At 41.1% G+C, this 26,492-nt stretch carries 30 protein-coding genes, 1 tRNA gene and 1 pseudogene; 21 read left to right on the plus strand and 11 right to left on the minus strand.

The genetic code is table 11. The annotated features are described in order from the left end of the window. Positions 1-19 precede the first annotated feature (19 nt). Both FHS45_RS05830 and FHS45_RS05835 read left to right on the plus strand, forming a co-directional pair. Positions 20-1,165, plus strand: coding sequence for an MFS transporter (locus tag FHS45_RS05830; RefSeq protein ID WP_062445996.1), 1,146 nt, complete (start codon positions 20-22; stop codon positions 1,163-1,165). Positions 1,166-1,276: 111 nt separating this feature from the next. Then, entirely contained in the window at positions 1,277-2,128 is an 852-nt protein-coding gene (locus tag FHS45_RS05835; protein WP_062445997.1) for a MurR/RpiR family transcriptional regulator, read from the plus strand. 475 nt (positions 2,129-2,603) lie between these two features. Here FHS45_RS05835 and FHS45_RS05840 read toward each other — a convergent pair whose 3' ends face one another. Next, entirely contained in the window at positions 2,604-2,843 is a 240-nt protein-coding gene (locus FHS45_RS05840; protein WP_062445998.1) for a DUF2553 family protein, read from the minus strand. Between the two features lie 317 nt (positions 2,844-3,160). Next, a complete protein-coding gene (gene lexA / locus FHS45_RS05845) occupies positions 3,161-3,784 on the minus strand; it encodes a transcriptional repressor LexA (protein WP_062445999.1) in 624 nt (207 codons plus the stop codon). A gap of 304 nt (positions 3,785-4,088) precedes the next feature. Between lexA and FHS45_RS05850 the strand changes: the two genes are divergently transcribed. The 5 genes from FHS45_RS05850 to FHS45_RS05870 all read left to right on the plus strand — a co-directional run bounded on the left by FHS45_RS05850 (position 4,089) and on the right by FHS45_RS05870 (position 8,310). Beyond that, the gene (locus FHS45_RS05850; RefSeq protein WP_062446000.1) at positions 4,089-4,748 is read left to right on the plus strand and encodes a YneB family resolvase-like protein; all 660 of its coding nucleotides are present in this window, start codon (positions 4,089-4,091) and stop codon (positions 4,746-4,748) included. Positions 4,749-4,888: 140 nt separating this feature from the next. After that, entirely contained in the window at positions 4,889-5,122 is a 234-nt protein-coding gene (locus FHS45_RS05855; protein ID WP_062446001.1) for a DUF896 domain-containing protein, read from the plus strand. 214 nt (positions 5,123-5,336) lie between these two features. Beyond that, on the plus strand, positions 5,337-7,340 hold the full coding sequence (gene tkt / locus FHS45_RS05860; RefSeq protein ID WP_062446002.1) for a transketolase: 2,004 nt from the start codon (positions 5,337-5,339) through the stop codon (positions 7,338-7,340). 186 nt (positions 7,341-7,526) lie between these two features. After that, positions 7,527-7,952, plus strand: coding sequence for a sporulation inhibitor of replication protein SirA (sirA, locus tag FHS45_RS05865; protein WP_062446003.1), 426 nt, complete (start codon positions 7,527-7,529; stop codon positions 7,950-7,952). A gap of 130 nt (positions 7,953-8,082) precedes the next feature. Continuing rightward, entirely contained in the window at positions 8,083-8,310 is a 228-nt protein-coding gene (locus FHS45_RS05870) for a YneF family protein (RefSeq protein WP_062446004.1), read from the plus strand. A gap of 47 nt (positions 8,311-8,357) precedes the next feature. On the opposite strand, the gene FHS45_RS05875 is transcribed toward FHS45_RS05870, so the two are convergent. After that, positions 8,358-8,516 (minus strand): hypothetical protein, encoded by a 159-nt coding sequence (locus FHS45_RS05875; protein ID WP_166761372.1) that lies wholly within the window; start codon positions 8,514-8,516, stop codon positions 8,358-8,360. Between the two features lie 353 nt (positions 8,517-8,869). On the opposite strand from FHS45_RS05875, the gene FHS45_RS05880 reads away from it, so the two are divergent. Further along, positions 8,870-9,310, plus strand: coding sequence for a Na(+)/H(+) antiporter subunit B (locus FHS45_RS05880; RefSeq protein ID WP_062447955.1), 441 nt, complete (start codon positions 8,870-8,872; stop codon positions 9,308-9,310). A gap of 60 nt (positions 9,311-9,370) precedes the next feature. Continuing rightward, a complete protein-coding gene (locus FHS45_RS05885) occupies positions 9,371-9,853 on the plus strand; it encodes a CcdC family protein (protein ID WP_062446006.1) in 483 nt (160 codons plus the stop codon). A 115-nt stretch (positions 9,854-9,968) separates the two neighbouring features. Here the strand turns inward: FHS45_RS05885 and FHS45_RS05890 are convergent, their stop codons facing one another. Further along, positions 9,969-10,397, minus strand: coding sequence for a DUF2621 family protein (locus FHS45_RS05890; protein ID WP_062446007.1), 429 nt, complete (start codon positions 10,395-10,397; stop codon positions 9,969-9,971). 119 nt (positions 10,398-10,516) lie between these two features. Continuing rightward, positions 10,517-10,613: transfer RNA gene (locus tag FHS45_RS05895), tRNA-Sec, on the minus strand. Positions 10,614-10,778: 165 nt separating this feature from the next. Here FHS45_RS05895 and FHS45_RS05900 point away from each other — a divergent pair. Together FHS45_RS05900 and selB are read left to right on the plus strand one after the other, a co-directional pair. Continuing rightward, complete coding sequence (locus tag FHS45_RS05900; protein WP_062446008.1) at positions 10,779-11,876, plus strand: ATP-binding protein; 1,098 nt, start codon at positions 10,779-10,781, stop codon at positions 11,874-11,876. 59 nt (positions 11,877-11,935) lie between these two features. Next, positions 11,936-13,864 carry a selenocysteine-specific translation elongation factor gene (selB, locus tag FHS45_RS05905; RefSeq protein WP_062446009.1) on the plus strand — a complete coding sequence of 643 codons (1,929 nt, stop codon included), beginning with the start codon at positions 11,936-11,938 and terminating at the stop codon, positions 13,862-13,864. 31 nt (positions 13,865-13,895) lie between these two features. Here the strand turns inward: selB and selD are convergent, their stop codons facing one another. Further along, positions 13,896-14,951: a selenide, water dikinase SelD gene (selD, locus tag FHS45_RS05910; RefSeq protein ID WP_082412063.1), complete on the minus strand. Its 1,056-nt coding sequence runs from the start codon at positions 14,949-14,951 to the stop codon at positions 13,896-13,898. Between the two features lie 128 nt (positions 14,952-15,079). Between selD and selA the strand changes: the two genes are divergently transcribed. Next, complete coding sequence (selA, locus tag FHS45_RS05915; protein WP_062446011.1) at positions 15,080-16,477, plus strand: L-seryl-tRNA(Sec) selenium transferase; 1,398 nt, start codon at positions 15,080-15,082, stop codon at positions 16,475-16,477. Here selA and FHS45_RS05920 read toward each other — a convergent pair. Then, entirely contained in the window at positions 16,465-16,581 is a 117-nt protein-coding gene (locus FHS45_RS05920; protein WP_082412064.1) for a small acid-soluble spore protein P, read from the minus strand. The genes selA and FHS45_RS05920 overlap by 13 nt on opposite strands. A gap of 209 nt (positions 16,582-16,790) precedes the next feature. On the opposite strand from FHS45_RS05920, the gene FHS45_RS05925 reads away from it, so the two are divergent. Next, a complete protein-coding gene (locus tag FHS45_RS05925) occupies positions 16,791-17,048 on the plus strand; it encodes a hypothetical protein (protein WP_062446013.1) in 258 nt (85 codons plus the stop codon). Between the two features lie 40 nt (positions 17,049-17,088). Here the strand turns inward: FHS45_RS05925 and sspO are convergent, their stop codons facing one another. Then, positions 17,089-17,238 carry a small acid-soluble spore protein O gene (gene sspO / locus FHS45_RS05930; RefSeq protein ID WP_062446014.1) on the minus strand — a complete coding sequence of 50 codons (150 nt, stop codon included), beginning with the start codon at positions 17,236-17,238 and terminating at the stop codon, positions 17,089-17,091. 197 nt (positions 17,239-17,435) lie between these two features. On the opposite strand from sspO, the gene acnA reads away from it, so the two are divergent. The 8 genes and pseudogenes from acnA to FHS45_RS05970 all read left to right on the plus strand — a co-directional run bounded on the left by acnA (position 17,436) and on the right by FHS45_RS05970 (position 24,753). Then, positions 17,436-20,144: an aconitate hydratase AcnA gene (gene acnA / locus FHS45_RS05935; protein ID WP_062446016.1), complete on the plus strand. Its 2,709-nt coding sequence runs from the start codon at positions 17,436-17,438 to the stop codon at positions 20,142-20,144. Between the two features lie 201 nt (positions 20,145-20,345). Beyond that, positions 20,346-20,945: a redoxin domain-containing protein gene (locus FHS45_RS05940; RefSeq protein WP_062446018.1), complete on the plus strand. Its 600-nt coding sequence runs from the start codon at positions 20,346-20,348 to the stop codon at positions 20,943-20,945. 52 nt (positions 20,946-20,997) lie between these two features. After that, on the plus strand, positions 20,998-21,135 hold the full coding sequence (locus tag FHS45_RS05945) for an FbpB family small basic protein (protein ID WP_148350129.1): 138 nt from the start codon (positions 20,998-21,000) through the stop codon (positions 21,133-21,135). A gap of 114 nt (positions 21,136-21,249) precedes the next feature. Next, entirely contained in the window at positions 21,250-21,396 is a 147-nt protein-coding gene (locus FHS45_RS05950) for an acid-soluble spore protein N (RefSeq protein ID WP_062446020.1), read from the plus strand. 13 nt (positions 21,397-21,409) lie between these two features. Next, positions 21,410-21,640: a small acid-soluble spore protein Tlp gene (gene tlp, locus FHS45_RS05955; RefSeq protein ID WP_062446022.1), complete on the plus strand. Its 231-nt coding sequence runs from the start codon at positions 21,410-21,412 to the stop codon at positions 21,638-21,640. A 113-nt stretch (positions 21,641-21,753) separates the two neighbouring features. Continuing rightward, positions 21,754-24,027 carry an AAA family ATPase gene (locus tag FHS45_RS05960; protein ID WP_062446024.1) on the plus strand — a complete coding sequence of 758 codons (2,274 nt, stop codon included), beginning with the start codon at positions 21,754-21,756 and terminating at the stop codon, positions 24,025-24,027. Position 24,028: 1 nt separating this feature from the next. Continuing rightward, a complete protein-coding gene (locus FHS45_RS05965) occupies positions 24,029-24,448 on the plus strand; it encodes an acyl-CoA thioesterase (RefSeq protein ID WP_062446026.1) in 420 nt (139 codons plus the stop codon). A gap of 2 nt (positions 24,449-24,450) precedes the next feature. Beyond that, positions 24,451-24,753 (plus strand): annotated as a pseudogene (locus FHS45_RS05970) (hypothetical protein). A 142-nt stretch (positions 24,754-24,895) separates the two neighbouring features. Here the strand turns inward: FHS45_RS05970 and FHS45_RS05975 are convergent. The 3 genes from FHS45_RS05975 to folE2 all read right to left on the minus strand — a co-directional run bounded on the left by FHS45_RS05975 (position 24,896) and on the right by folE2 (position 26,439). Then, positions 24,896-25,183 (minus strand): HesB/YadR/YfhF family protein, encoded by a 288-nt coding sequence (locus FHS45_RS05975; protein ID WP_062446028.1) that lies wholly within the window; start codon positions 25,181-25,183, stop codon positions 24,896-24,898. An 87-nt stretch (positions 25,184-25,270) separates the two neighbouring features. Further along, complete coding sequence (yidD, locus tag FHS45_RS05980) at positions 25,271-25,495, minus strand: membrane protein insertion efficiency factor YidD (RefSeq protein ID WP_082412066.1); 225 nt, start codon at positions 25,493-25,495, stop codon at positions 25,271-25,273. 11 nt (positions 25,496-25,506) lie between these two features. After that, the gene (gene folE2, locus FHS45_RS05985; RefSeq protein WP_062446031.1) at positions 25,507-26,439 is read right to left on the minus strand and encodes a GTP cyclohydrolase FolE2; all 933 of its coding nucleotides are present in this window, start codon (positions 26,437-26,439) and stop codon (positions 25,507-25,509) included. Positions 26,440-26,492 lie beyond the last annotated feature (53 nt).

Below are 26,492 nucleotides of genomic sequence, written 5' to 3' on the forward strand. Positions count from 1 at the left end.
ACATGGTGGCGAAAATTCTATGAAAAAGGATAAAAAAGTATATTTAACCTTACTAAGCACTGCCTGTTTTATGTTCAGTATTGCTGGGAGCCGTCCACTTATTCCATTGTTTGCTAACAATATTGGGGCGACAAACACTGACATCGGTTTAATCGTTGCCATGTTTTCCTTTTTACCTTTGTTTCTTTCACTACCTATAGGTAATATAATAGATAAAATCGGCCCGAAGAGTCCTCTTTTGTACAGCATAGGCTTAGGGGGCGTGGGGCTAATATGTCCGTATCTATCGTCAAATTTATCTGGGATCTATATTTCCCAAGTATTGACGGGTATCTCGCAAATGATATTCGTTATAGCCATGCAGACTTTCACAGGACGCTTTGAAAAGAGAGAAAAACGAGATTTTCATATTTTTATATTTAGTATAGGGGTAGCAGTTGGAAGTTTTTTCGGCCCTCTATTCAGTGGCATACTCTCTCAGCAAAAAGGGTATGCTTTTACATTTTTTATATTAGGAATTTTGTCTTTGTTTTCAATTATTTTAGTTCTTCTCTTACAAATAAAAGGTTATAGCGATAAAAATATTAAGGGAAAAGATATAGATAAGACTGTACTTGAATTATTGACACAACGGAATTTGAGATATGCTTTTCTAGTAAGTGCTTTGGTGCTAATTGCAAAAGATATGTTTATTGCTTATTTTCCTTTACTTGCTAATGAAAAAGGTATATCAAATGTTTTAATAGGGATAATTATTTCCATAAATGCTGGTGCAGGTGTGTTAATTAGGTTTGTCCTTCCAATTATTGCTCAAAAATGGCACCAACGAAAAGTAATTTCTTTTTCAATCCTGGCGGTTGCTATTCTTTATATGACTTATCCATTATTAGAACATGTGACTTTATTCCTCGTTATTTCATTTATACTTGGTATTTGTTTGGGTATTGGTCAACCATTATCAATATCAGCTACTATAAGTAATCTACCATCTGATCAGGTAGGGAAAGGGTTAGGTTTAAGGTTATGTATCAATAAGTTTGCACAAGTTATTATGCCGGCTTTTTTGGGTGTCGTAGCAAATGTAGGCGGAATTACTGGAGTATTTTATGTGATTGGTATTATTATATTCGCAGGTTCAGTGAAAACAGGAAAAGAAAAGGAATAAATTTTGAGGGGCAATATGTATAGTGTTAAAGTAATAATATATGAAAAATATTAATATCGTAAGTGAAAATAGCAGTAGTTATTAAGACTATAAATTAATGGAGAGAAAACAATGGATAATCCTTTGGTTAATTTAAAAGAGAAAATTTCTGAACTCACAACTACGCAACGCAAAGTTGCTGATTATATTTTACAAAACCCTTCGGAGGTTGCTTTTCTGACCGTCGATCAATTAGCACGCAAAGTTGGAACCAGCACTACAACAATTATGAGATTAACTTTTACTTTGGGTTATACAGGGTATTCTCAATTTCAGAAAGGGCTTCAGGCTATACTCCGTAATAGAACAGCTCCCCATACCCGTTTAGAAACGAATCTGAAAAACATGAACGAAGATGATCTTTGGGGGCATACAGTCAGCAAGCATTTGAATCAAATTGAAAATATGTTTGATTTAATTTCCGCTGAATACCTGGATACCATTATTGATGAGATATTGGTGGCTAATCGGATTTATTGTACAAGTGTCCGTAGTGGTCTTCCAGTTGGGCAGTATCTGACTCACGGTTTGAATCGTTCATTAGGAAATTGTAACTTAGTAATGGCTGATATGAGTGACTGGATTGATGATATGATAAATATGAAATCCACTGATTTAATTATTGCTACTAGCTTTCCTAGGTATGCTCAACGTATCATTGAATTCGTAAAGGTTGCAAAAGAGCGGAATATTAAAGTTATTGCTATTACAGATAATTATTCAGCCCCGATTGTAGAGTATGCTGATTATATTCTTACTTGTGATTCAAGTAGTATAGCCTTTCATAACTCCCCTATTACAGCAATGGTCGTAGCTGACTACATTATTAGTGCGGCAGCAATTAGAAATTCTGATCAAACTCGGGGAAGACTGGATGAAATAAACAACATATTAACAAAGATAAAATATCATAACGGCAAATGATTTTACCTAGCAAGATAACTCGCTATGACTTACCAAGTTATTCATAATATACTATTTATGACTGGATTTTGACTGGATATTAATTATGAATACAGATACCTTATTTAACAATAAGCTCGCACTGTAATGTTAAATACCAATTATATAAAGGTTTTTAACATCTATTTATAAGTATTTCGTAAAATAAGAGAATGGGCGGCATGATGTAAGTTTAAATAAAGGGTAACCACCCATTATTTGATAGAAGTTTAATTCTTTGGACCAAAAAAAGACCAAAAATATTTAAAAGAAGGGCAGTTTATTTAACAAAGCGCCCTTATGTTTATGCGGGTTTATCGATTAGAAACGAACATTCGTTTCCATAAAATCTATTCCGTACACAAGTCCACCCTTGGGAACGTGAACAGTATATCTCCGTATATTAATCAAGACAAAAGCCATTGATGCACCACGCATCAATGGCTTTATTTATGGGTCAACACCATCCAAGATCGCAATCACTTACGTATTGCTGAATATCATTCACTTTATTTATACGAAAGATTTTTCCTTTTTGGTATTTGAAACCTTCTATCATTTCGTAACGATTTTCTTCACCAGTCATTAAAATACAGCCGATTTTTTCCTTATAAAGGTATAAATTCATGTTTCCTTCTTCTAACTTTCCATTAATACTATCTGTAATATCTACTAACTGAAAGTTCTCTGTCTTCATTCAATTCCTCCTTTAAAATAAATAACACCATTCTTTCATAACGGTTGTACGTTATTATAAAGGAGCGTCAGGTGGAAAAGCAACTTATAGTCAGAATATATTGATAATTCAGTTAATTAGTCCTATGTCTAGTTAATGGATAAGAAAAAAGCACATAATCAGCGCTTTTTATAGTTATATACTAGGGTTTGGTATTCCTATACGGTAAATGATTCAGTATTAATATAAAACAAAAAGGACAATCACCGCTATTAGTATTCGGTGGTTGTCCTTTTAAGCTTATTTATGATTGACACATATAATAAGAGAGGGGGGTATTAATGGATCGCACGGTATAACCCCACTACTTTTCCCAGAATAGATACATCCTGAAGGATAATCGGATCCATGGTAGCATTTTCAGGCTGCAGACGGATATGATTTTTTTCTTTGAAAAAACGTTTGACTGTGGCTTCTTCGTCTTCCGTCATGGCAACGACAATTTCACCATTTTGAGCGGTTGGTGTCTGTTTCACAATGACCATATCTCCATCCAATATACCAGCTTCAATCATACTTTCTCCTTCGACTACAAGTACGAACGTATTTTCTTCCCCGCCGGCCAGGTTCTCCGGCAGCGGTACATATTCTTCGATATTTTCAATTGCTGTAATAGGAGAGCCGGCTGTTACTTTACCAATTACCGGGGCATAGGCGGCTTCACTTCTCGGAATATTTTGTTCTTCTTCTAATTCTAATACCTCTATTGCACGAGGCTTTGTTGGGTCTCTTCGTATGAAACCTTTTTTCTCTAACCTCGCAAGGTGACCGTGGACCGTGGAACTGGAGGCAAGTCCAACAGCCTGTCCTATCTCGCGTACAGAAGGTGGATAGCCTTTTGCCAGTACTTCTTCTTTTATGAATTTCAATATTTCCTGTTGCCGCTTCGATAATTTACTCATATAAGCACACCTCGTACATATGTTTTTATTAACCACATTGTACCATGTTGATTTCCACAATACAAACATTCGTTCGAGTTTTTCTTGACAAGAACGAATGTTCGTATATAATGAAATTAGCAAATGCGAACAAAAGTTCTGTATGGAGGGGTTAAAATGTTTGATAAACTATCTAAACTGGACATGACCTATATAATTCTTTTTATTTTGAGTCTGGCATTCTTATATGCTGCTATGACAATCAGCAGCTGACATTAGGTCTATAGTTTATTATCCGTATTAACGAGCAGAAAGGATCGCAGAAATGAACGTAATCATCTATTGCAGGGTCAGTACAGAAAAAGAAGCACAAGTAACGTCATTAGCCAGGCAGGAGTCAGAACTGCTTGCTATGGCCGAACAGAAGGACATGGAAGTTGTGGACGTAATAAAAGAACAAGCGAGCGGTTACGAAATTGAGCGTGAGGGTGTATTCCAGATGCTTGACCGGTTTTCCGGAGGACAGGCTGAAGGGTTATTAATTCAGGATGAAACACGCTTAGGCCGTGGTAATACGAAGATTGCACTGTTCCATCAGCTTCAAAAAATGGACGTGCAAGTCTTATCTCTCTCTCATCAGGGAGAGTTGCAGCTGTCTGAATCAGACTCTATGGTTCTGCAGATTGTAGGTATTGTGGAAGAGTACCAGCGTAAAATTCATAACCTGAAAATAAAGCGTGGCATGAACAAAGCGATGGAAAGAGGATATAACCCAGGTGAAAATCTTTCCAACCAGCAACTGGCAAGAGGGAGGGAGCGGATTGAATTTCCGATAGAGGAAGTCGTCCGGCTTAGATCCAATAATTTGACCTTCGTAGAGATTGCCGCCACGTTGCGCGGACTTGGATATGATGTTTCCAAAGCTACTGTCCATCGGCGTTACCAGGAATACATCTCGCTTGAAAAAGATGAAGATAAAAGTTAATATATTATAGAAGACAAGGGTCATAGGACACTTGTCTTTTTAGCACTTAAAGAACTGGTTAACTAACGCTGCCTCCAAAAGTATTTGAGGGAACAGAACAGGATCTTCTTATAAGGGCTTACAAAAAGGAGTGTGTACGCATGTTATCAAAAGAAAAACTCAATCGTATAAACGAATTAGCCAATAAATCAAAAACAGAATCCCTAACAAAAGCAGAGAAAGACGAACAGCAGCAATTACGTCAAGAATACCTCGGCAATGTCCGTAAGTCTTTCAAAAACCAACTGAAAAGTATGAAGGTCGTTGATCCGGAAGGGAATGACGTAACACCGGATAAAGTAAAGCGAATGCAGCGTAACGAAAAGAAACATTAATCCAGCAGTCGTACTTTTTAAAGTACGGCTTTTTTTATTGTCTTCATCTATATAAAACCCACATAAAACAAGATGTACATCTGTTTAATATTCCATTCTCGGGGAAAACTTCAAAAGTAAATCTTAAAATCAGGTGACAACGCTTGTCTATATGCCATTTTCATTATAGGATTATAGATGGTACATAATGCAGAGCGAGAAAGGGGATTATTCCATGTCAAACACGATTGAACAGACATCTATCAACACGATACGGACATTGACCATCGATGCCGTAGAAAAAGCCAACTCCGGCCACCCGGGTATGCCTATGGGGGCAGCGCCAATGGCTTATACACTTTGGACAGAATATATGAACCATAATCCTAAAAATTCCAATTGGTTCAACCGCGACCGTTTCGTTTTATCAGCAGGTCACGGCTCCATGCTGATTTACAGCTTGCTTCATCTTTCTGGATACAATGTAACCATCGACGATTTGAAGAATTTCCGTCAATGGGACTCCAAAACACCAGGACACCCTGAATTTGGTCATACTGACGGTGTTGAAGCGACTACAGGGCCATTAGGTCAAGGTATTTCTATGTCTACTGGTATGGCGATGGCTGAAGCACATCTTGCCGCCAAGTATAATACGGCCGACCATAAAGTTGTCGATCATTATACCTACTGTATCTGCAGTGATGGTGACTTGATGGAAGGGGTCTCCCAGGAATCTGCTTCTCTTGCAGGCCACCTTGGACTTGGAAAGCTAATCGTTTTATATGATTCCAACGACATCTCCCTTGACGGAGATTTGAACCGTGCTTTCTCTGAAAGCGTTGAAGATCGTTATAAAGCATACGGATGGCAAGTAATCCGTGTCGAAGACGGAAATGATACCAAAGCTATCAGTGAAGCGATTAAAGAAGCAAAAGAAAATACGGATCAGCCGACAATGATTGAAGTGAAGACAGTCATTGGCTATGGTTCTCCAAACAAGTCAGGTAAAGCAGATTCCCATGGTGCTCCATTAGGGGAAGAAGAAGCAAATGCAGCCAAAGAACATTATAAGTGGAGCCACGATGAAGCGTTCCATGTACCGGAAGAAGTTTATCAGGATTTCCAGGAAAAGATTCAAAAGAATGGGGAAGCGAAAGAGTCAGAATGGAATGACTTGCTGGAAGCCTATAACAAAGCCAATCCTGAATTAGGCTCAGAATTCGAAAAGGCCGTTAATGGCGATCTTCCAGAAGGTTGGAACAAGTCTCTTCCTACTTATACCGAAGAAGATAAATTGGCAACCCGTGCTTCTTCTGGAGAGGCCATCAATGCATTGTCTGAAGCTATTCCATACTTCTTCGGGGGAAGTGCAGACCTTGCCGGCTCGAATAAAACTGCTGTCAAAGGAGAAGATGACTTCTCTAAAAACAATTATGCCGGCCGTAATATCTGGTTCGGTGTCCGGGAATTCGCTATGGCTGCTGCCCTGAACGGAATGGCGTTACATGGCGGGTTGAAAGTATACGCTGGTACTTTCTTCGTCTTCAGCGACTACATGCGTCCAGCCATTCGTCTGTCTGCACTTATGAACTTGCCGGTGAACTATGTGTTTACGCATGATTCAATTGCTGTAGGGGAAGATGGACCTACGCACGAACCAGTTGAACAGTTATCATCCCTTAGGGCGATGCCGAACCTTTCTGTGATCCGTCCAGCTGATGGTAATGAGTCCAGCGCAGCTTGGAGAGTGGCTTTGGAATCCAAAACTACACCAACAGCTCTTGTTTTGACGCGCCAGGGACTTCCTACTTTGCCTGGTACTGCTGATCATGCCTATGAAGGGGTAAAGAAAGGTGCTTATGTATTAAGCCCGTCTGAAAAAGAAACACCTGATGCTCTGTTATTAGCGACAGGTTCTGAAGTTCAGCTTGCTGTACAGGCACAGGCCCAATTAAAGGAAAAAGGCTATGATGTACGTGTGGTAAGTATGCCTTCTTTCGATCGTTTCCAGGCACAGCCGGATGAATATAAAGAAAGTGTATTGCCAAAATCAGTTACCAAGAGGATTGCGATTGAAATGGCTTCCTCCTTCGGCTGGGAACGCTATGTAGGTTTAGATGGTACTGTTATTGGCATCGATATCTTTGGTGCTTCAGCACCCGGCGAAACCGTTATGAAAGAATATGGTTTCACCGTTGATAACGTAGTAAAACAAACAGAAAAACTGTTTAAGTAAACGAATGAATCAAGCGAGAAGTTGACATGCAAAAAAGGGCTGTCTCTCCGGTTAGAGACAGCCCTTTTTATTCTTGCATGCAACTAATTAAACATTCGACAAAACTCGATGTTTTCTTTTTCAGCATTTGACAGATTTATTGTGGTACAACCGCTATAATATCCCTCAAACAGGAGGGGTTAGTGGATGGACCTTTACTATGTCTATGCAGTAAAAGAGGAGATCTCAAAAGAATATTATTATAAAACAGAGTTATTGTTCCGCTTTTTTCAAGAGTATCACAATAATTCTCATATAGATTTATATAGAATGCAGTTTCAATTCATTACGAAGTCATTTCCAGAGAGATCCTTGATACATTTATTAAAAGAAGATGCAGGCTTCGATTTAAAAGAATATCTGGAAGATGAAAAAATGACAAAATGGGTTGAACCCCATGGTATAATAGAGATAACAAATGAAATGTGTCTTATACAGTGTGATAGTTTGATGGATGCTGAACAACTGCTTTTTCACAAGCTGCGAATGATTGATCACTGTTTTTTTATTGCAGAGTATGCCAGCCGGCAGTATGGATGGATTTCACCACAAAGGAAAGAAATGCTATTATAAGCAGGGAGAACTGAAAAAAGAACTATGAGAAAATAGCAGTTTTTCAAAAAGACATGCTATTGTATTCTCATGCCCATTTTACTATACTGTTATACTGTATAAGAGACAACATGAAGGAGGAAGACGGAGAATGAGCTTGGGTATTGTATGGGTCATCGTCATTGCCATCCTGGCTTTGATCGGCGGTGTAGCCCTCGGGTTTTTCATTGCAAGAAAATATATGATGAACTATTTGAAGAAGAACCCTCCTATCAATGAACAAATGCTGCGTACATTGATGATGCAAATGGGGCAAAAACCATCCCAGAAAAAAATCAACCAGATGATGCGTGCTATGAACAATCAGCAGACAAAATAACCAAAATTAAAAAACCTTCTTTCACATAAGGAAAGAAGGTTTTTTTACTATTGATCTACAGGATAATCGGAGTTTTCATAACGGCCATTGATCCAGTATTTAATATTTGTCAAAATCGAGAAGCTTAAAAAGAAATTGACCGCCAGTACTGAGGCAAGCAAGGAATAATTGTCAAAATGAATCATTTCATAACCTTTGATAGCCATTACAATCATGGATTGGACTATCAAAAAAATCACGCTCATAACAAGAGAAAATGCAGTCCTTACCATAGCGCACCCCCGTTAATATTTATAACGAAATAATTGTCTCATTACTTTAACTATAGAATATTTTCACATAAAATTCAATTTTTTAACATAAAACTTTCAGAAGTGCACCTTGACAATATAAAATAACCCAAAAATGCAACTTCCGGTAAAAGAAAGAATTGCAAATGGGGAAGGAAAGTTCTCTTTATGTTATGATGACTATCGGAGCATTAAACCTTAACTATGGATTTTACAAATATTCTATATTAAAATTGACACTATCTACGTCATAAAGGAGTTACTACATGATGATTAAAACTAATGACTTGATACTTAGAACAACCACCACGTTGATTGCCTTCATCTTGTTCGGCTTCTCAGTCTATCTGTTTTTTGCCGGTCATAATAAGCCTGGAGGCGGCTTTATCGGAGGATTGATGACATCTGCGGCTATTGTATTAATGTACATGGCCTATGGGATGGAGTCGGTTGCGAAAATCATTCCGATCAACTTTCGAGTAGTCATACCTATCGGACTATTGATTGCTGTTGGAACAGGAGTCGGGTCCTTTATATTCGGGCAGCCATTCTTAAGTCAGACCTTCGCGTATTTCCAACTGCCGATCCTGGGAAAAACAGAACTTGCGACTGCCTTATTGTTTGATTTAGGTGTTTATTTGACTGTCATAGGAGTTACGATGACGATCATCTTGACGATTGCCCAGGATCGAAAGGATGAAACTGCCTAAGGAGCCTTTCAGCAATACACCCGCTGAAGAGAACGACGCAAGAAATGAGTGGATGAAGATATGTTTTGGTTGTTTGCAAGTACAATTGTGGCGGCATTCATGGCTAGTTTAATGATTCTTATCCGTTTGAGAGCTGCCAGGCGACCTGCCAGTGTAAAAAAAATCATTTTACCACCGTTATTTATGAGCACAGGAGCATTCATGTTTATATTCCCGGTCTTCCGAGTTGGATGGCTGCAAGTAGTCGAAGCAATCAGTGTCGGTGCTTTATTCTCTATTTTTCTGATTATCACTTCCAAATTCGAAATTAGAGACGGGAACATCTACCTGAAGCAGTCAAAGGCATTTGCCTTCATATTGATTGGTTTATTAGTCGTTCGTTTAACCTTGAAATTAATGGTCGGTCAAACGATTTCATTTGGCGAAACAAGCGGAATGTTCTTTCTATTAGCATTTGGCATGATTGTGACATGGAGAGCAGCCATGTTGTATCGTTTTCTGCAGCTTGAAAAGTCACTAACCAAAAATGAAATCGTCTATTGAAAAAAGAAGGCTTTCGCCAGGAATTTATGGTGGAAGCCTTCTTTATATTAGGTTACTTTCCTCTAATGCATAACAAAAGCCTGTCCCGAACAAGCGCGTAGGACAGGCTTTCGTTTTATTCTTGCAATAGATACCGGTAGGGTGTAAGGTCAATATTTTTTTCTTCCAGTGTCTTAATCAAAAATTTATGGTCTCTTTTTGGTGTTGCTATGATGTAACCTTCGACGATGACATCTTCCGTAATTCTGCTTCTGTCCTTCTTCAAAGCGGTTTCTCCAATTTTACTGGCAATTTTTTGCCGGGCGATGTCACGGAAAAGTTCTGGTACAGGTGCGACCAGTTCTTCCAGCAGCTGCTTTTCCTGTTCGCCCCACATATGTTTTGTTTCTTCTAAATAGTATTCTTCCCAATCCATATCCGATTTTCCATCTTCTTTAGGAAGACGTTTCAAAAACTTTCGGAACATGAAGAATCCACCGATAGCCAGCAATACAATCATGATGACTGCCCAGCCTATGATAAATAATGAAAATCCTCCTGACATAAAACCACCTATTTCATCATATATTCAAATCAAAGCCACATTCATTTCTTTCAATCATGACATAATAGGCCAAAAGTTTTACCTGTTTGTCAGATTATAGTATGATAAGTATAACTTATTGGCGGGACTGTGTGGGAATCGAACCCACCTGAGACGGCACGCGCCTCACAAGCAGTTTTGAAGACTGTGGCCTGCACCAGCATAGCAACCAGCCCCAGGATATTGCCTTCCAATAGTAACATAAGCAATTATAAAATCTGGAACGTGAAATGACAAGCTTTACATTTTCGCTTATTTTCTTTGAAAATGAATTCTTCAACTTGAAGTAGCTTTTCCATGTAAGATACTATATATTTAGATAGAAAGGAAGGAGCGGGTAGAATGGGTAACCATGACCTTGATTCATCTGAACAGCAAGGAAATCTTACTCCTTATACATACTATGATTTTTCCTCTCTACCCGATTGTTTTCAGTCGTGGATTGAACAAAACGGAAATGATCTTGTGACGATTTTTGATTTGGAGGGCAATATTAAATTTATTTCCAAATCAGTAACCCAGTGGCTTGGTTTTAATGTGGAGGAAGTAGTAGATTCCAAAGCAGGGGAGTATATCCATATCAAAGATCATCATAAGATACGGAGTTTGTTAGGTCAAAAACCTGACCAGACCCATACGACAAACATACTGGTAAAGGAAAAAAGTGGACGGTATATATTGATGAAAACCATCATCTCCAAAAAACTCAACCCTGCAGATGGTAAAACTTATATTTTGACCATTTCCCAGCACATTTCGGATCACAATATGATGGAAGAGCAGATTATGCATGCGGAAAAAATGACAGTTGCCGGTCAGTTGGCAGCTAGTGTTGCGCATGAAATCAGAAACCCGCTTACTTCTTTGAAAGGATTTCTTCAGCTGCTCCAAGCGGGAATCCGAAAAGAGGAAGAATATTATAAAATTATGCTCGAAGAAATTGAGAAAATGGAGTCAGTAACGTCCGAATTACTGTTTGTTTCCAAACCAATGACAGACGAACGGACAAGTGAGTCATTGAAAGATATGCTGGACGATGTCATCACATTGATGGATACCCAGGCTAAAATGCAGAGTATTACCATCCGTACGGAAATCCCTGAAGGAATTTTCATTTTTTGTGATCGTTCTCAAATCAAACAAGTATTCATCAATATCATTAAAAACGCAATTGAAGCCATGCAGGAAGGCGGACTGTTGGAAATAAGAGTATCCCGGAAAGAAAATCGTGTTCATATTGACATTAACGACGAGGGACCTGGGATACCTGAGGATGTCAGGCAAAAGATTGCTGAGCCTTTTTTTACGACGAAAAAGAACGGAACCGGGCTGGGACTGATGATCAGCAGTCAAATCTTAGACAAGCACAACGGATTTTTTGAAATTCATCCGAATGAAACGATTGGAACGACTTTTCGGCTTGTATTACCAGCTGAATGACACGTTTGCCATGCAAGCGTGTTTTTCTTATTGTTCTCCAAAGGAAAAGGGGGATTTTTTTGCATAAACGTTTTTATACCATAGGCATGGCCGGTCATATTGATCACGGTAAAACAGCTTTAACGAAAGCATTGACAGAAGTGGATACCGACCGGTTGAAAGAAGAAAAAGAACGGAATATTTCTATTGAGCCCGGTTTTGCCCCATTGAAATTGCAGAATCATGATTGGAATGTATCGATCATCGATGTACCAGGACACGAGAAATTTATCAGGCAAATGATCGCCGGTGTTGCTGGCATAGACCTGGTTATCATTGTCATTGCTGGCGATGAAGGGATTATGCCACAAACAAGGGAGCACATGGACATTCTATCTCTACTTGGTGTGGAAGAAGCGATTCTCGTTGTCACCAAAGCTGATCTGATCGATGAAGAAATGGAAGAACTAGTTGAAGAGGATATCCGTTCTTACGTGAAAGGGAAAAGTTATGAACGTGCGGAATTATTATTCGTCGATAGTCTTTCTGGAAGAGGTATCTATGAGCTTGAACAGTTAATAGGAGAAAAACTTTCCGTCCAGCCTACGCGCGACGCATCAGGCGCTTTTCGCATGCCGGTGGATCAATCGTTTACGATAAAAGGACAGGGTACAATCGTAAGAGGTACCATTTTTGAAGGGAGCCTGCGGATAGAAGATCGTGTTCTGTTCCTGCCTCAATATCAACAAGCCAGAATCCGTCAGATTGAGGTTCATCATACGCCAGTTATTCAGGCTTTTGCCGGCCAGCGTGCTGCCGTCAATATTACCGGTCTCGGAAAGGAAGATGTTAAGCGAGGGGACGTCATGGTGAAAAGTGATGCTTTTATTACTACCCAAACTCTTGATGTACGCATCACACTGGTCGATCATCTTCTTTCCCCAATAAAACAGCGTGCTCCTGTAAATGTTTATATTGGTACTGCTCAGGCAGCCGGTAAAATCGTATTCTTCGATCGCAATGAGGTGACAGAAAGCAGCGAGGAAATATTTTGTCAACTTCGCCTGAACGAACCTGTCGTAGCCAAAAGAAGTGACCGTTTCATTCTTCGCCGTCCGACCCCTGTAGAAACGATAGGAGGTGGAGTGGTGATTGAAGCGGGGGCTGAAAAGCATCGGTTTGGTGTTAATACTGTTGAAATGCTCAAAGAGAAGAGTAAAACGACGCCGGAAGAACGCTTAATCCATTTATTACACCAAACTAAATGGATGGATGAACAAGGGTTATGGAAAGATACAGCAATGGATCCTAAGCAATTAAAAGATATGCTGCAAACCAATATTGCTGAAGGTCGAATAATCGTACTCAGCAATGGCTATATGCTGAAAGAAGAAGTAGACAGGCTATTAGAGGACATAGCTGGAAGTTTAAAGGAATACCATGACCAAAACCCTCTTCGAGCTGGTAAAAATAAGGCGGAACTTATTGCTCAGCTTCCATTAAATAAACCGATTGGAAAACGTCTAATGGACTACTGGTTGAAGAAAGGCGAACTAAAAGCTTTCGGGCAATACTTTGCTCTCCCTTCCTTCGCACCCTACTTTCCAAAGGAATGGGCGGACCACTTTCATGCATTGGAGAAACAATGGAGGCAGGATGGCCTGGAGGTAAAAACCTGGAACTCGTATGGGGTGGAGCTGGGTGTACCGGATAGTTGGATGCAGGAATTAAAACTGTTTTACTTGCAGCAAAACCTGGCCTGGGAACTGGATGGGAAACATTTGGTACACATCCAGCCGGTACGGGAAAGTTTTGAACAACTGTACCATGAGACGGAAGAAGCGTTTTCTTTGAAGGAAGCAAAGGAAGTTTTCCAAGTCTCTCGTAAATACCTTGTGCCTCTGCTTGAGAATGGTGATGAAGCTGGTGTGACTATACGCATTGAGAATGGGAGAAAATGGCTGAAACAGCCATCCAAAATACTATCGAATAAACAAGAGGCTGACTAGGGAAAGTTATTTCCTTAGCTCAGCCTCTTTATTATGGATGCACCACGATTCTTTTATCTTCTGCCTTTTTCACTTCACCTATAATGGAAGCTTTCATATCCCCTATACGATTGAAAGCTTCTACATAAGATTCAGCATCTTCTATTGGCATGGATATTAATAACCCTCCAGAAGTGATCGCATCACATAAGATAAGCTGTTGTACTTCTGTAAGTTCCTCGTGATAATGGACCTGCCCGTCGAGCCAGGCATGATTAGCTTTAGAACCTCCAGGAATCACGCCTTTCCCGGCCAGCTCTATTGTCCGTTTCAACTGAGGAACCCGATGATAAGAAAGATGGATACTGACACCGCTTCCGGCGGCCATTTCATAGCTATGACCTAATAACCCAAAGCCAGTTACATCCGTCACTGCATGCACCCGATAACCTGCTAAAAGTTCGGAAGCTGCTTTATTTAATGCGGCCATCGTTTTTGTAACCCGTTCTTTTTCGACATCCTCGAGAAGGTCTCGTTTTATAGCAGTGGTGTGGATTCCGACCCCGATAGGCTTAGTCAACACAACAGCGTCGCCTTGTTGTGCCGTTGAGTTTTGGTATATTTTTTCCGGATGGGCCACACCAGTCACAGCCATGCCGAATTTGGGTTCCTGATCATCAATCGAATGGCCGCCAATGATATCGCCACCGGCCTCTGTCATTTTATCCTGTGCCCCTTGAAGGATTTGGGCAAGAAGTTCCGGTCCCAGCTTCTTAATCGGGTACCCGACGATATTGAGCCCTGTTTTGACTTCGCCTCCCATAGCATAAATGTCGCTTAAAGCATTAGCGGCGGCTATTTGTCCAAAATCATATGGGTCGTCTACTATCGGAGTGAAATAATCGACCGATTGAATCATCGCTATTTCATTTGTCAATTTATATACACCTGCATCATCATTAGTTCCAGAGCCAACCAGAACATCAGCATTAGGTTGAGGAGCATTGATTTGCCGCAGCACGTGCGACAGGTCTTCCGGACCGATTTTGCATCCTCAGCCGGCTTTTGTCGACAATGCGGTCAGTCGAATGATTTCTTCTTTGCTCATTATTCCACCTCCTGTAATCTTAGTATAATTGAAAGAAACATAAAGAGAAAATGTTGACCCTCTGTCTGATATTTTAATTTTATCAGGAATATGGCTATACTGATAAGGGATAAGAGAGGAGGAGAGGTATGAACGATTTGTTAAGACAAATACCTCCTGTACACGAACTACAAAAGCTGGATGCCCTTATTACCATTCGTATGGAGCATCAAGCAACAAAGCGTCTATGGACCAGCTGGATCCAGAAAGCAGTGGAATCCTTGCGCCAGGACATACTTCAAAGCGAGCATCCCAACCCGGTCGATTTTCAGGAGATCATCATAAAAAAAACACGCCATTACGCGAAACAGTGGGGGCTCCCAGCTTTACATAAAGTAATTAATGGTACCGGCACAGTCTTGCATACCAACCTCGGCAGAGCGAGGTTAAGTGAAAAGGCGGTCGCTCGAATAGTGGAAGTGTCTGGTAACTACTCTAACCTGGAATATGATATGGAAAAAGGAAAACGTGGTTCTCGTCACGATGTGCTGGAACGCCGTTTGAAAGAAATAACCGGTGCTGAAGCAGCGATGGTAGTTAATAATAATGCTGCGGCGGTTTATTTAATATTAAGGGCATTAGCCAAGGGGAAAAAAGTCATTGTTTCCCGAGGGGAATTGGTGGAAATCGGTGGAAGCTTCCGGGTATCTAAAGTAATGGAAGAAAGTGATGCGCAGTTGGTCGAAGTTGGTACAACGAATAAAACACATTTATATGATTATGAAGAAGCCATCGATGAAGAGACAGCAATGATTATGAAAGTCCATACGAGTAATTTTTATATGGAAGGATTCACAGAATCACAGTCGACCGCAAGTCTTGCGCCTCTTACGAAAGAAAAAGATCTGATTTTCTATGAAGACCTCGGAAGCGGCTCTATTGTCGATTATCAAGCACAAATGATCGGGAAGGAACCGGTGGTAAGCGATATAATAGCCCAAGGAACCGACTTAGTCTCCTTCAGTGGGGATAAACTTTTAGGTGGTCCGCAAGCAGGGATCATTGCCGGAAGAAAACAATATATTGATATCTTGAAAAAACATCAACTGGCCAGAGTGTTAAGGGTAGATAAAATGACATTGGCTGCCCTTGAAAGTACGCTGCAGGAGTATGGACGAGATAATATTGGGCACGGAAATGATGTCTACCGGGATATTACAAAACGACCGGATAAAATAAAAAAGGATGCTGAAAACTTTGTCGATGAGATGAAAAACATTAAAAGTCTGACATTAAAAGTAAAACCTTGTACTTCCAGAATCGGAGGAGGCACCATGCCCGAGGTGGAACTGCCAAGCTTTGGGATTAAGATTACTTCTGAGAATATGAGTCCGGAAACAATAGAAAAATTCATGCGTATAAATCCTCCATACGTCATCGGACGATTCCTGGAGGAAAGTTATTTTCTCGATTTCCGGACGATCACACCACCGGAAATCGAGCTAATGAAACAAGCTTTGAATAAGCTTGATGCTTACATGTCATGAGAAGCGTTCTTTTTTTGTCGGGAATGATTACGGTTTTTCACCTTTTTCGAACCTTTTAAGGGCTGATTAGGCTGTTTATCTTTTCGAGAATGTGTCATGGTCATCGCTCCTTTCTCGTTTAGGATTTGAGTTTTTCCATGGGGTTATGTATGGAAAAGATTTGTCTGGTGCATGCTATTCAATAGAAAAACTTGGTTTGTCGCCAACTATGGCGAAAGCCTTAGTTTTTTCTTATACTTTAAACCTTTAACAAAGTTAAACTTCCTAAAGTATTAGAAAAACTTGACTTTAAACCAAAAAAAGAGGTGTCTTTGTGAGTTATTATCAGAATAAACAGGAAGCTTTCCAGCATGCATCCAATAAAGTACATGAAGCGGAACGTACAGCGGATGACGTCTTAATGTCGATCCATGAAGCAGATTACGGCACAGAACTGGCACATTTAAAAGAAGAAGTTAACCAGGCTTATCAGCAGGTCGAAAAGGCGCTGACAGTTGCCAGTGAACATCAGGAAGAGCAATTGCAATCCTACAAACAGCAACTGGACAAAATCAGAAATCAATTGTTATAAAGAAACAGACGCTCATGACCTGGGCGTCTGTTTTACTGTTTTATTGATTTTTCTTACGCTTTTTATTAAACATTCTTTCTTCCGCAGTCAACGGTTCCCGCGGTGTTTCCTCCTGGTATCCAGCACCACCGCCCTGGGCTTTTGCCGCATTCATTCCCGGGCGTACATGATTGGCTTTTCTTGTTGTCATTTTACGTCACCTCCTCCTGTATACATAGTGTGACAAAAATTGACCAATTTAATTTACTTCTAAATCGTTTTCATTTACAATGGTAGATGCATATTTGTGAACTTTTTCTGAAAAAAGTAACAAATCGAATTTAAAGAATAGTGTAATCGAACTTGAGTTGCATTATTCAATTTCAACTGAGGGGGTAAGAGGAAAATATGGCAAGCAATAATGCTTACAATGCAAAAAAGCAATTTGAACTTAACGGTAAGACTTACAATTACTACCAACTGAAAGCATTAGAAGATGCTGGGCTGGGCAAAGTTTCACGATTGCCTTTCTCCATCCGTATCCTGCTGGAATCCCTGCTTCGACAACATGATGGCCGTGTCATCAAAGACGAGCATGTGGAAAGTCTGGCTAAATGGGGAACCAAGGATGCAAAAGGGGAAGATGTGCCTTTCAAACCATCTCGTGTTATCCTTCAGGACTTTACAGGTGTACCTGCTGTAGTCGACCTTGCTTCACTTAGAAAAGCGATGGTTGATATGGGAGGAAGCCCGGATAAAATCAACCCTGAAGTTCCCGTCGATCTTGTTATCGACCACTCTGTTCAGGTAGATGCATACGGAACAGAAAAAGCGTTACAAGTGAACATGGAATTAGAGTTTGAACGTAATGCGGAACGTTACGAGTTCCTTCACTGGGCTCAAAAAGCGTTTGATAACTACCGTGCCGTTCCACCAGCAACTGGTATCGTCCACCAGGTTAACTTGGAGTACTTAGCTAATGTTGTTCATGCTGTAGAGAACGACAATGGTGAAACTGATACTTATCCTGATACACTAGTCGGTACCGACTCACATACTACAATGATCAATGGTCTGGGTATCCTGGGCTGGGGTGTCGGCGGTATCGAAGCAGAAGCAGGAATGCTTGGACAGCCTTCATACTTCCCTGCACCGGAAGTTGTGGGTGTCAAGCTTAATGGCAGCTTCCCTAACGGCACAACAGCAACTGACCTGGCACTAAAAGTAACCCAGGTCCTTCGTGAGAAGAAGGTTGTTGGTAAATTCGTCGAATTCTTCGGACCAGGCCTACAGGAAATGCCGCTTGCTGACCGTGCAACCATTTCAAATATGGCTCCTGAGTATGGTGCTACTTGCGGTTTCTTCCCTGTTGACAAGGAGTCTCTCGACTACCTGCGCCTTACTGGACGCAGCGAGGATCAAATTGAACTCGTTGAAAAATATTGCAAAGAAAACGATCTATGGTATTCTCCAGAATTGCCTGATCCAGAGTTTACACAACTTGTCGAAATCGACCTTTCCGAGCTGGAACCAAACCTATCCGGTCCTAAGCGTCCACAGGACTTGATTCCACTTTCTAAAATGAAGGAATCCTTCAACAAAGCGTTGACTGCACCTACTGGACCTCAAGGTTTCGGTTTGGATAAAGATGAAATCGAGAAGGAAGTCACTTTCGATCTTGATAATGGAAAGACTACAACAATGAAGACAGGTGCGCTTGCTATTGCAGCCATCACTTCTTGTACGAATACTTCCAACCCGCATGTTATGCTGGGCGCCGGTTTGCTTGCTAAGAAAGCAGTTGAAAAAGGCTTGGAAGTTCCTGATTACGTTAAAACATCCCTGGCTCCAGGTTCAAAAGTAGTTACACGTTACCTGGAAGATTCCAACTTGATGGACCCTTTAAACCAGCTTGGCTTCAACCTGGTTGGTTATGGCTGTACAACATGTATCGGTAACTCCGGTCCATTGAAGCCTGAAATCGAAGAAGCTATTGCAAGCAGTGACTTGACTGTATCTTCTGTACTCTCCGGTAACCGTAACTTTGAAGGCCGCATCCATCCACTTGTAAAAGCGAACTACCTTGCTTCTCCACCACTGGTTGTCGCTTATGCATTAGCTGGTACAGTGGATATCGACCTGAGAAACGAACCGCTTGGGCAGGACAAAGATGGCAACAATGTATTCTTTGATGATATTTGGCCATCCCAGGAAGAAGTCAAAAAAGAAGTTGCACGTGTTGTAACTCCTGAAATCTTCCGCAAGGAATACGAAAACGTATTTAACTCCAACGAAAAATGGAATGAAATCGATACAACGGATGAACCGTTGTATGATTGGGACAGCGAGTCTACTTATATCCAGAACCCGCCATTCTTCGAAGGACTTTCCGCTGAGCCTGACACAGTCAAGCCGTTGAATAATTTGAGGGCTATCGGTAAATTCGGTGATTCCGTAACGACGGACCACATTTCACCAGCGGGTGCGATTCCAAAAGACATGCCAGCAGGTGAATACTTGCAGGACAAAGATGTTTCTCCTCGTAACTTCAACTCTTATGGTTCCCGCCGTGGTAACCATGAAGTGATGATGCGTGGTACGTTTGCCAATATCCGTATTCGTAACGAGCTTGCTCCAGGTACAGAAGGTGGATTCACTACTTACTGGCCGACGGAAGAAGTAATGCCGATTTACACAGCTGCTATGAAATATCAGCAGGATGATACTGGCTTACTAGTTATCGCTGGTAAGGATTATGGTATGGGAAGCTCCCGTGACTGGGCTGCCAAAGGTACAGACCTACTCGGCATCAAGACAGTCATTGCGGAAAGCTTCGAGCGTATCCACCGTTCCAATCTTGTGATGATGGGTGTACTGCCATTGCAATTTAAGGACGGCGATACCATTGATTCACTTGGTCTTACTGGCCGTGAAACTTTCAACGTAGAAATCGGTGAAAACGTCAAGCCGCATGACCTTGTCAAAGTGACAGCAGTAGACGAAGAAGGCAACAACAAAGAATTTGAAGTTGTCGCGCGTTTCGATAGTGAAGTGGAAATCGACTACTATCGCCATGGCGGTATTTTGCAAATGGTACTTCGTAACAAGCTAGCTTAACTTAAATAAGCATTGATCCGCATAGCCGGTAACGGTTATGCGGATTTTTATTTAGAATGAGGCTGCTGGTAACAAGTACCGCTCATCCTATGCTTCCACTTATAAACAGGGAGCTTTACTTTTGGTGAGCGTATATTTATCATCGTTAATGGAGAGTAAATTCCTCTACAATACATAGTTTGGAAAAGGAAGTGTTCCACCATGATCAAGCGAATAGTGGTTAGTGCTTTATTCCTGATATTGATTGGTTACGCTGTCTATAGCTTTGCTGCTGATAACGGTGAGGATGAAACGAATGGCCCCAATGAATATGATGTTTCTGGAGACACCTCGCAGGAAGGATCAGGGATGATGCCGCCTAATACTCCGAAAGGAATACAAGAAGGGGAACAGGCACCTGATTTTGAATTAGAAACTGTCGAGGGTGAAACCATTCGCTTATCTGATTTAAAGGGGAAGAAAGTATTTCTTAATTTCTGGGCGACATGGTGTCCGCCTTGCAAAGAAGAAATGCCTGAAATGCAGAAGTTCCATGAAGAGTTTGGCGAAGAAGTGGAAATAGTTGCCGTGAATGTCACTACGACAGAAACCGGTATAGATGATGTGCAAAAATATTTAGACCAGCAAGGCTATACGTTCCAGGTACCATTAGATAAGAGAAACCAGGTAAGTTCAGAATATCAGGCGATTACTATTCCGACCACTTACTTCATTGGTACCGATGGAATAGTTCAGCAACCGCGCCAGGTTGGTCCAATGAACTATGATTTCATGGTAAAGATGAAAGATGACTTGAAATAAGGTATATTTTTGCTGAATGAGGGAATCCTTGCTTATAAAAGGAGAGATTCCCATGGCAAAGAGGCGTAAACCCAATTTCCAGGATCTTGTTAAAGAGAACCGGAAACAAATACTATCCGATCACGACCTGATTACAAAAATTGAAGCGAAAATTGATGAACGTCACCATCAGAAATTACGTTCATCCTAAGGTAAAAGAAGCAAACCATCCCTTCAGGAATGGCTTGCTTTTTTTTATTTCAAGCATAAAAACAGCCTCGTTTGCAAATATTATTGCTGAATGGTACTGAAGGAGGAATAAGTAATGAGCAATCCAAAAAAACATGCTCAGGCTTTTACCCCGAGTCATTTGGGTACCCAGCCGAGGGAATCCGAAGTTAACAATGGTAAGAAAATGGAAGTCAAGACAGATAAAGAACCGAAAGTTATTCAAACCAAAGGGAAGAAGTAGGAGGGTTTTTACCATGGAAAACAATCAACGCCATCCCAATCCTGATGATCGAAGTGATAACGTAGAAAAATTGCAGCACATGGTACAGGATACAATTGAAAATATTGAAGATTCCCATGATGCGTATCCAATGGCTAATGAACAAGAAAAACGGGCAATTGAAGAAAAGAATAAACGACGCGAAGAATCCATTAATGCGATGCGAAATGAAATTAAAGACGAAGCCCGTCATAATCAGAATTAAACCAAAACGTCCTTTCACACGAAAGGACGTTTTGTTATGGGCATGAGCGTCTACATATTCCGACCAGTTATGATAGAATAAACCAATGAAACAAAAGGAGGAGGGGCGCGCCCATGGAAACAGAAATCAAAGCTCAATTGCAGCAATGGAACTCAATTGACCAACAACCTCCAATTACGGAAACTGAGGCATTAAAATTACTTGATGAAACGCTAGACGATAAAACAGATATGCAGGCTTATCTTTATGTTGCCCTGGCGTATCACCGGATTAAACGCCATCCAGGGGAAGATCGCCTGGCTGATTATTTTATAGAACAAGCTAAAGAAATGAAGCAAAATCATCCGTTAGTATCCCAATTGAACGAAGCGAAAAAAGTGCTGAAGGTCTATCACAGCCTCCGTGATATGACTTTTGATAACTGGACGATACACGAAACAGACCATCAGTCAGCAAAAATGAAAAAGGCTGGCAGAATACATGAACAAGTCATTCACCTTTTGAAGGCTTGGGATCAAGATCTGGTAGAAAAAGATATTGTCGATGCTGCCAGCGGTCGTTTGAAACTATACCAGGAAATTCACTTTCACCTTACCGAATTAAAGGAAATTTTGGAGGAAGCTATCGAGTCGATAGAAAACCGGCGCATCCGCTTATCAGCAGGAATAATCAATGAAAAAACGAGATATATCAGCAATTATACGGAAGAGCTGTACAAAAGGCTTCCTGATTTTTTAACGCGTACGGAACAACTGGATCCCCTTGAAGCGTTGGACAATATGGTCGGCCTCAAGGATGTCAAAGGTTATATCCACCGCTATTATCATTATTTGAAATATCAACAGCAGCGGAAAAACATGGGATTCAGTATGGTAGATGAGCCCGAACTGCATATGATCATGACCGGAAATCCAGGAACTGGAAAAACTACCTTGGCCAGGCTCCTGGCAAATATCTATTATGAGCTGGGGCTGCTGGAGACCAGGGAGGTCGTAGAGGTAAACCGGTCACACCTTGTCGGAGCCTATATTGGCCAAAGTGAAGAAAATACCATGAACTACGTCAAACAGGCAACCGGAGGAGTTTTGTTCATCGATGAGGCTTACAGTTTGAGCAGAGAAGGACAAACAGGCAATGATTATGGCCAGGCTGTCATCGATACCCTGGTTTCGGCTATGACCAGCAAAGAATACGGAGGTAAATTTGCAGTCATCCTTGCTGGATATCCAGAAGAGATGCGTCAATTTCTATGGTCGAATCCCGGACTGCGGAGCCGTTTTCCTGAACAGAATCATATTGAACTCCCTGATTATGGAATGGATGAGTTGCTGGAAATAGCTGAAATCAGTGCAATTGAAAATGATTATTTCTTCACAGATGGAGCATTGAAACAGTTTGAAACGTTAATTGACAAGCACCGTGTCGATGAATCTTTCGGAAACGCGCGTACGGTGAAAAACCTTGTCCTTAAAATCATTTTTAACAAAAGTGCTTTCCAGTCAGAGGTAGAACAGCAGAGATGGCTAGACCATATGCGGCTTACCAAAAAGGACATCGAAATAGATGATGAATCAGACAGGGAAAAAGAAGCGCCTATGCAGAGGCTGGAAGAACTGATCGGTCTTGGAAATGTAAAGGATGAAGTAAAAAAACTATCTGCTTTTGTAAGGGTTCAGCAGGAACGGAAAGATAAAAACCTGCCGCATGTACCAATCCAGCTTCATTCCGTTTTCACTGGAAATCCAGGAACTGGGAAAACTACGGTTGCCGCTATTTATGGAGATATATTAAAGCAGTGTGGACTCCTGAAGCGTGGACATATGATTGTGGTCTCCCGGAGCGATCTAGTCGCTGGTTATGTTGGACAGACCGCAATCAAAACGAAGAAGAAAATCAGAGAAGCGCTTGGAGGTGTCCTATTCATCGATGAAGCTTATTCCCTTTACAACGGCGGGAGAGATGATTTTGGAAAAGAGGCGATTGAAACACTCGTCGATGAAATGACCCGACATAACGAAAATCTCGTGGTTATCCTTGCAGGGTATCAAAATGAGATGCGTCAGTTAGTTAACAGTAACCCCGGGTTGACGAGCCGGTTTAAAAAATATTTTTATTTTCCTGATTACAATTCGGAAGAGTTGCTTACTATGACAAAATTCCAGGCAGCATCCTATCAATACAGGCTGGATGACACCGTGGAGCAATTTCTTGCTGAACGTTATCAGCAGGAAGACGTAAAAGGGAACGGACGTTTTGTCAATAACTTAATTAATGAAGCTATCCAATACCAGGCACTTCGGGTTGAAGGCGAAGAGGATCCTTCCATGGATTTATTAACCAAAAGTGATATCGAACAGGCGTGGAAAACAGTACAGGGGGACATTTAACATGACAAAAACAGAGACACCGATACGAGTAAGGTACCAGGAAACAGATCAGATGGGTGTTGTCTATCACGCTAATTATTTAGTATGGTTTGAACTGGGACGAACTGATTTTATCGAGGCATTAGGTTTCAAATACCACGAAATCGAAAACAAGGGGGTAGTTTCACCGGTGGTAGACGCGAATATACAATTCAAAAAACCGGTCCGCTATGGGGAAGATGCCTATGTGGAAACGTGGCTGGAGGATTACGATGGTCTCCGGATCACCTATGGTTACCGTATTTTCAATACAAGCCAGGATCTTGCCGTTTCCGGTACTACGAAACATGTGATTGTGAAAGAAGGAAGCTTTCGTCCAGTATCCATCCGTCGTTCCTTCCCCGAATGGCATGAAGCTTATACGAAAGCATTGGAGCGGTAATCATGGCGTTTGGAGTAGACAGAGCAGAATTGACGCAGTGGAAAGAACAAGTAAGTAAAGGCCAAATTGCTTTTTTGACCCATTATTGGCTGGACGATCGTTTTCCGGGGTGTGACACGGTAACTAAAGTTGGCTGCCGGGATGTCGCAAAACTGAAAAGATGGGGAGCAAAACACGGCCTCCAGCCGAACTGGATTCACTAGGATGATCAGTATCCCCACTATGATTTATTTGGCGAAGTGCAGGCAAGAATCCTATCTGCCGAAGGCATTCATTCTCAAATAAGAAGGTTCAACATTAAATGAAACCATTATTTTGATACTGTAGTTTCCCACCCATCCGCAAATCTGCTCAGGTATAAAGGTAATTAAATTTAATAACGATCCTCATAGTAAAAGAGCACTTTTCCTAAACGAAAGTGCTCTTTCTTTATGCTGCCACTAAAAGTTAAACATAATTAAATTCTGGTTCTTCCCATTTGGAGTTATAATCAACTTTCAATGATTTATCATCAAAATACCAGGCATCGGACGCTTCTACAAAAAAGGTGATGCCATTAATTTGAGTAGAAGCGGCTGGTTCCTCTGGCTCGTCCATTTGGATGGCTAATGAAAAACCAGGCTGCAGCCCGCCAGAACCACCATAACGGACAAGAAAACGGATAGCTGCTCCACTACTGATTTCCAGTTCTTCTTCATACCATTTTGCTGCCTGTTCGGTTACTTCGATTTCCATTCGCTCCACTCCTTTAGTCGATGTATCGTTTCTTCTGAAAGGTGCTGATTAGAAGAAATAAAGCAGGCTGTCATCGTTCAGCCTGCTTTATTTCTTTTTTCTCTCTGGTACAGGATCAAAACCTCCTGGGTGGAATGGCTGGCATTTAACGATCCTTACTACTGTTAAATACAACCCTTTTATAAAGCCAAAACGTTGGAATGCTTCTAACCCGTATTGTGAACAGGTGGGGTAGAAGCGGCAAGTTGGCGGTTTAACGGGACTGATTACTTTTTGATAAAAGCGTATCAACCCGATGAAGATATATTTCATATTTACCCGCCTTAGATTCTTTCCTCGTTTTTATCATAGTGCATGCTGGCTATCGCATCATGCAAGTGGATGGATTCTTCGTTTCTGCAAGTGACTTTAAAGCTTTCCACAAAGTCATATTCATATAAGTCAGCTGCCACCAGCCGGACGACATCTTCTACAAAGCGAGGATTTTCATATGCCTGTTCTGTCACCATTTTTTCATCCGGACGCTTCAACACAGGGTGAATTCGGGCGCTGGCATTACTTTCTGCCGCTTCTAACAGTGCAGTCTTCCAATCATTTTCCTGTTCATTGAAATCTTCTGTTAACCGGACAGACATAGACACATAGCCACGCTGGTTATGGGCGCTGTATTCACTGATCTCTTTAGAACATGGACACAGGGTTGTAATAGCAGCAGTCAATCCCACTTCAATATCATACCCTGTTTGTTTGTGGTATTTAACCTTCATTTCCGCGTCAGCATGGTTCATTCCAGCGAAGTCGGAAGCCGGTCCCTTCCGTTCAAAGAACCAAGGGAAGGAGACTTCTACTTCAGCATCTTCTTGCTTCAACCTGTCCGCCAGTTCTTTCGTGAATTTTTTCAGGGTGGTTAGATCGATGGCAAAACCGTCCTGATGGTATTCGTCCAGTTGCTGGGTAAAGCGGCTCATGTTTGTTCCTTTGCTGTCCTGGGTAATGGATGAGCCGAATGTAAACGTGCCAATGGTCGTCTGTATTTCCGGTGTCAATTTACTCGGGATGCGAATTGGATGCTTAACATTGGAAATTCCAACGGTATCGATTTTGAACAGGAAGTCCTGTTTTGAATTTTGTAAGTCTACCATTTGTTCTTTTTCTACCGGCTTTGTTCTTGGCCCCGGCTCACTTGAACCGAATAATTTATGTCGTTCCTTTTTTGAAGGTAATTGTTTTTTATTCTTGATTTCTGTTTGAGACATAACTTTGACTCCTTTCAAGCCATAGCAGTGTTTCTATAGTTCAAAGTATACAT

The organism is Thalassobacillus devorans (assembly GCF_011761345.1).
In the GTDB taxonomy this organism is placed as follows: domain Bacteria; phylum Bacillota; class Bacilli; order Bacillales; family Halobacillaceae; genus Thalassobacillus; species Thalassobacillus devorans.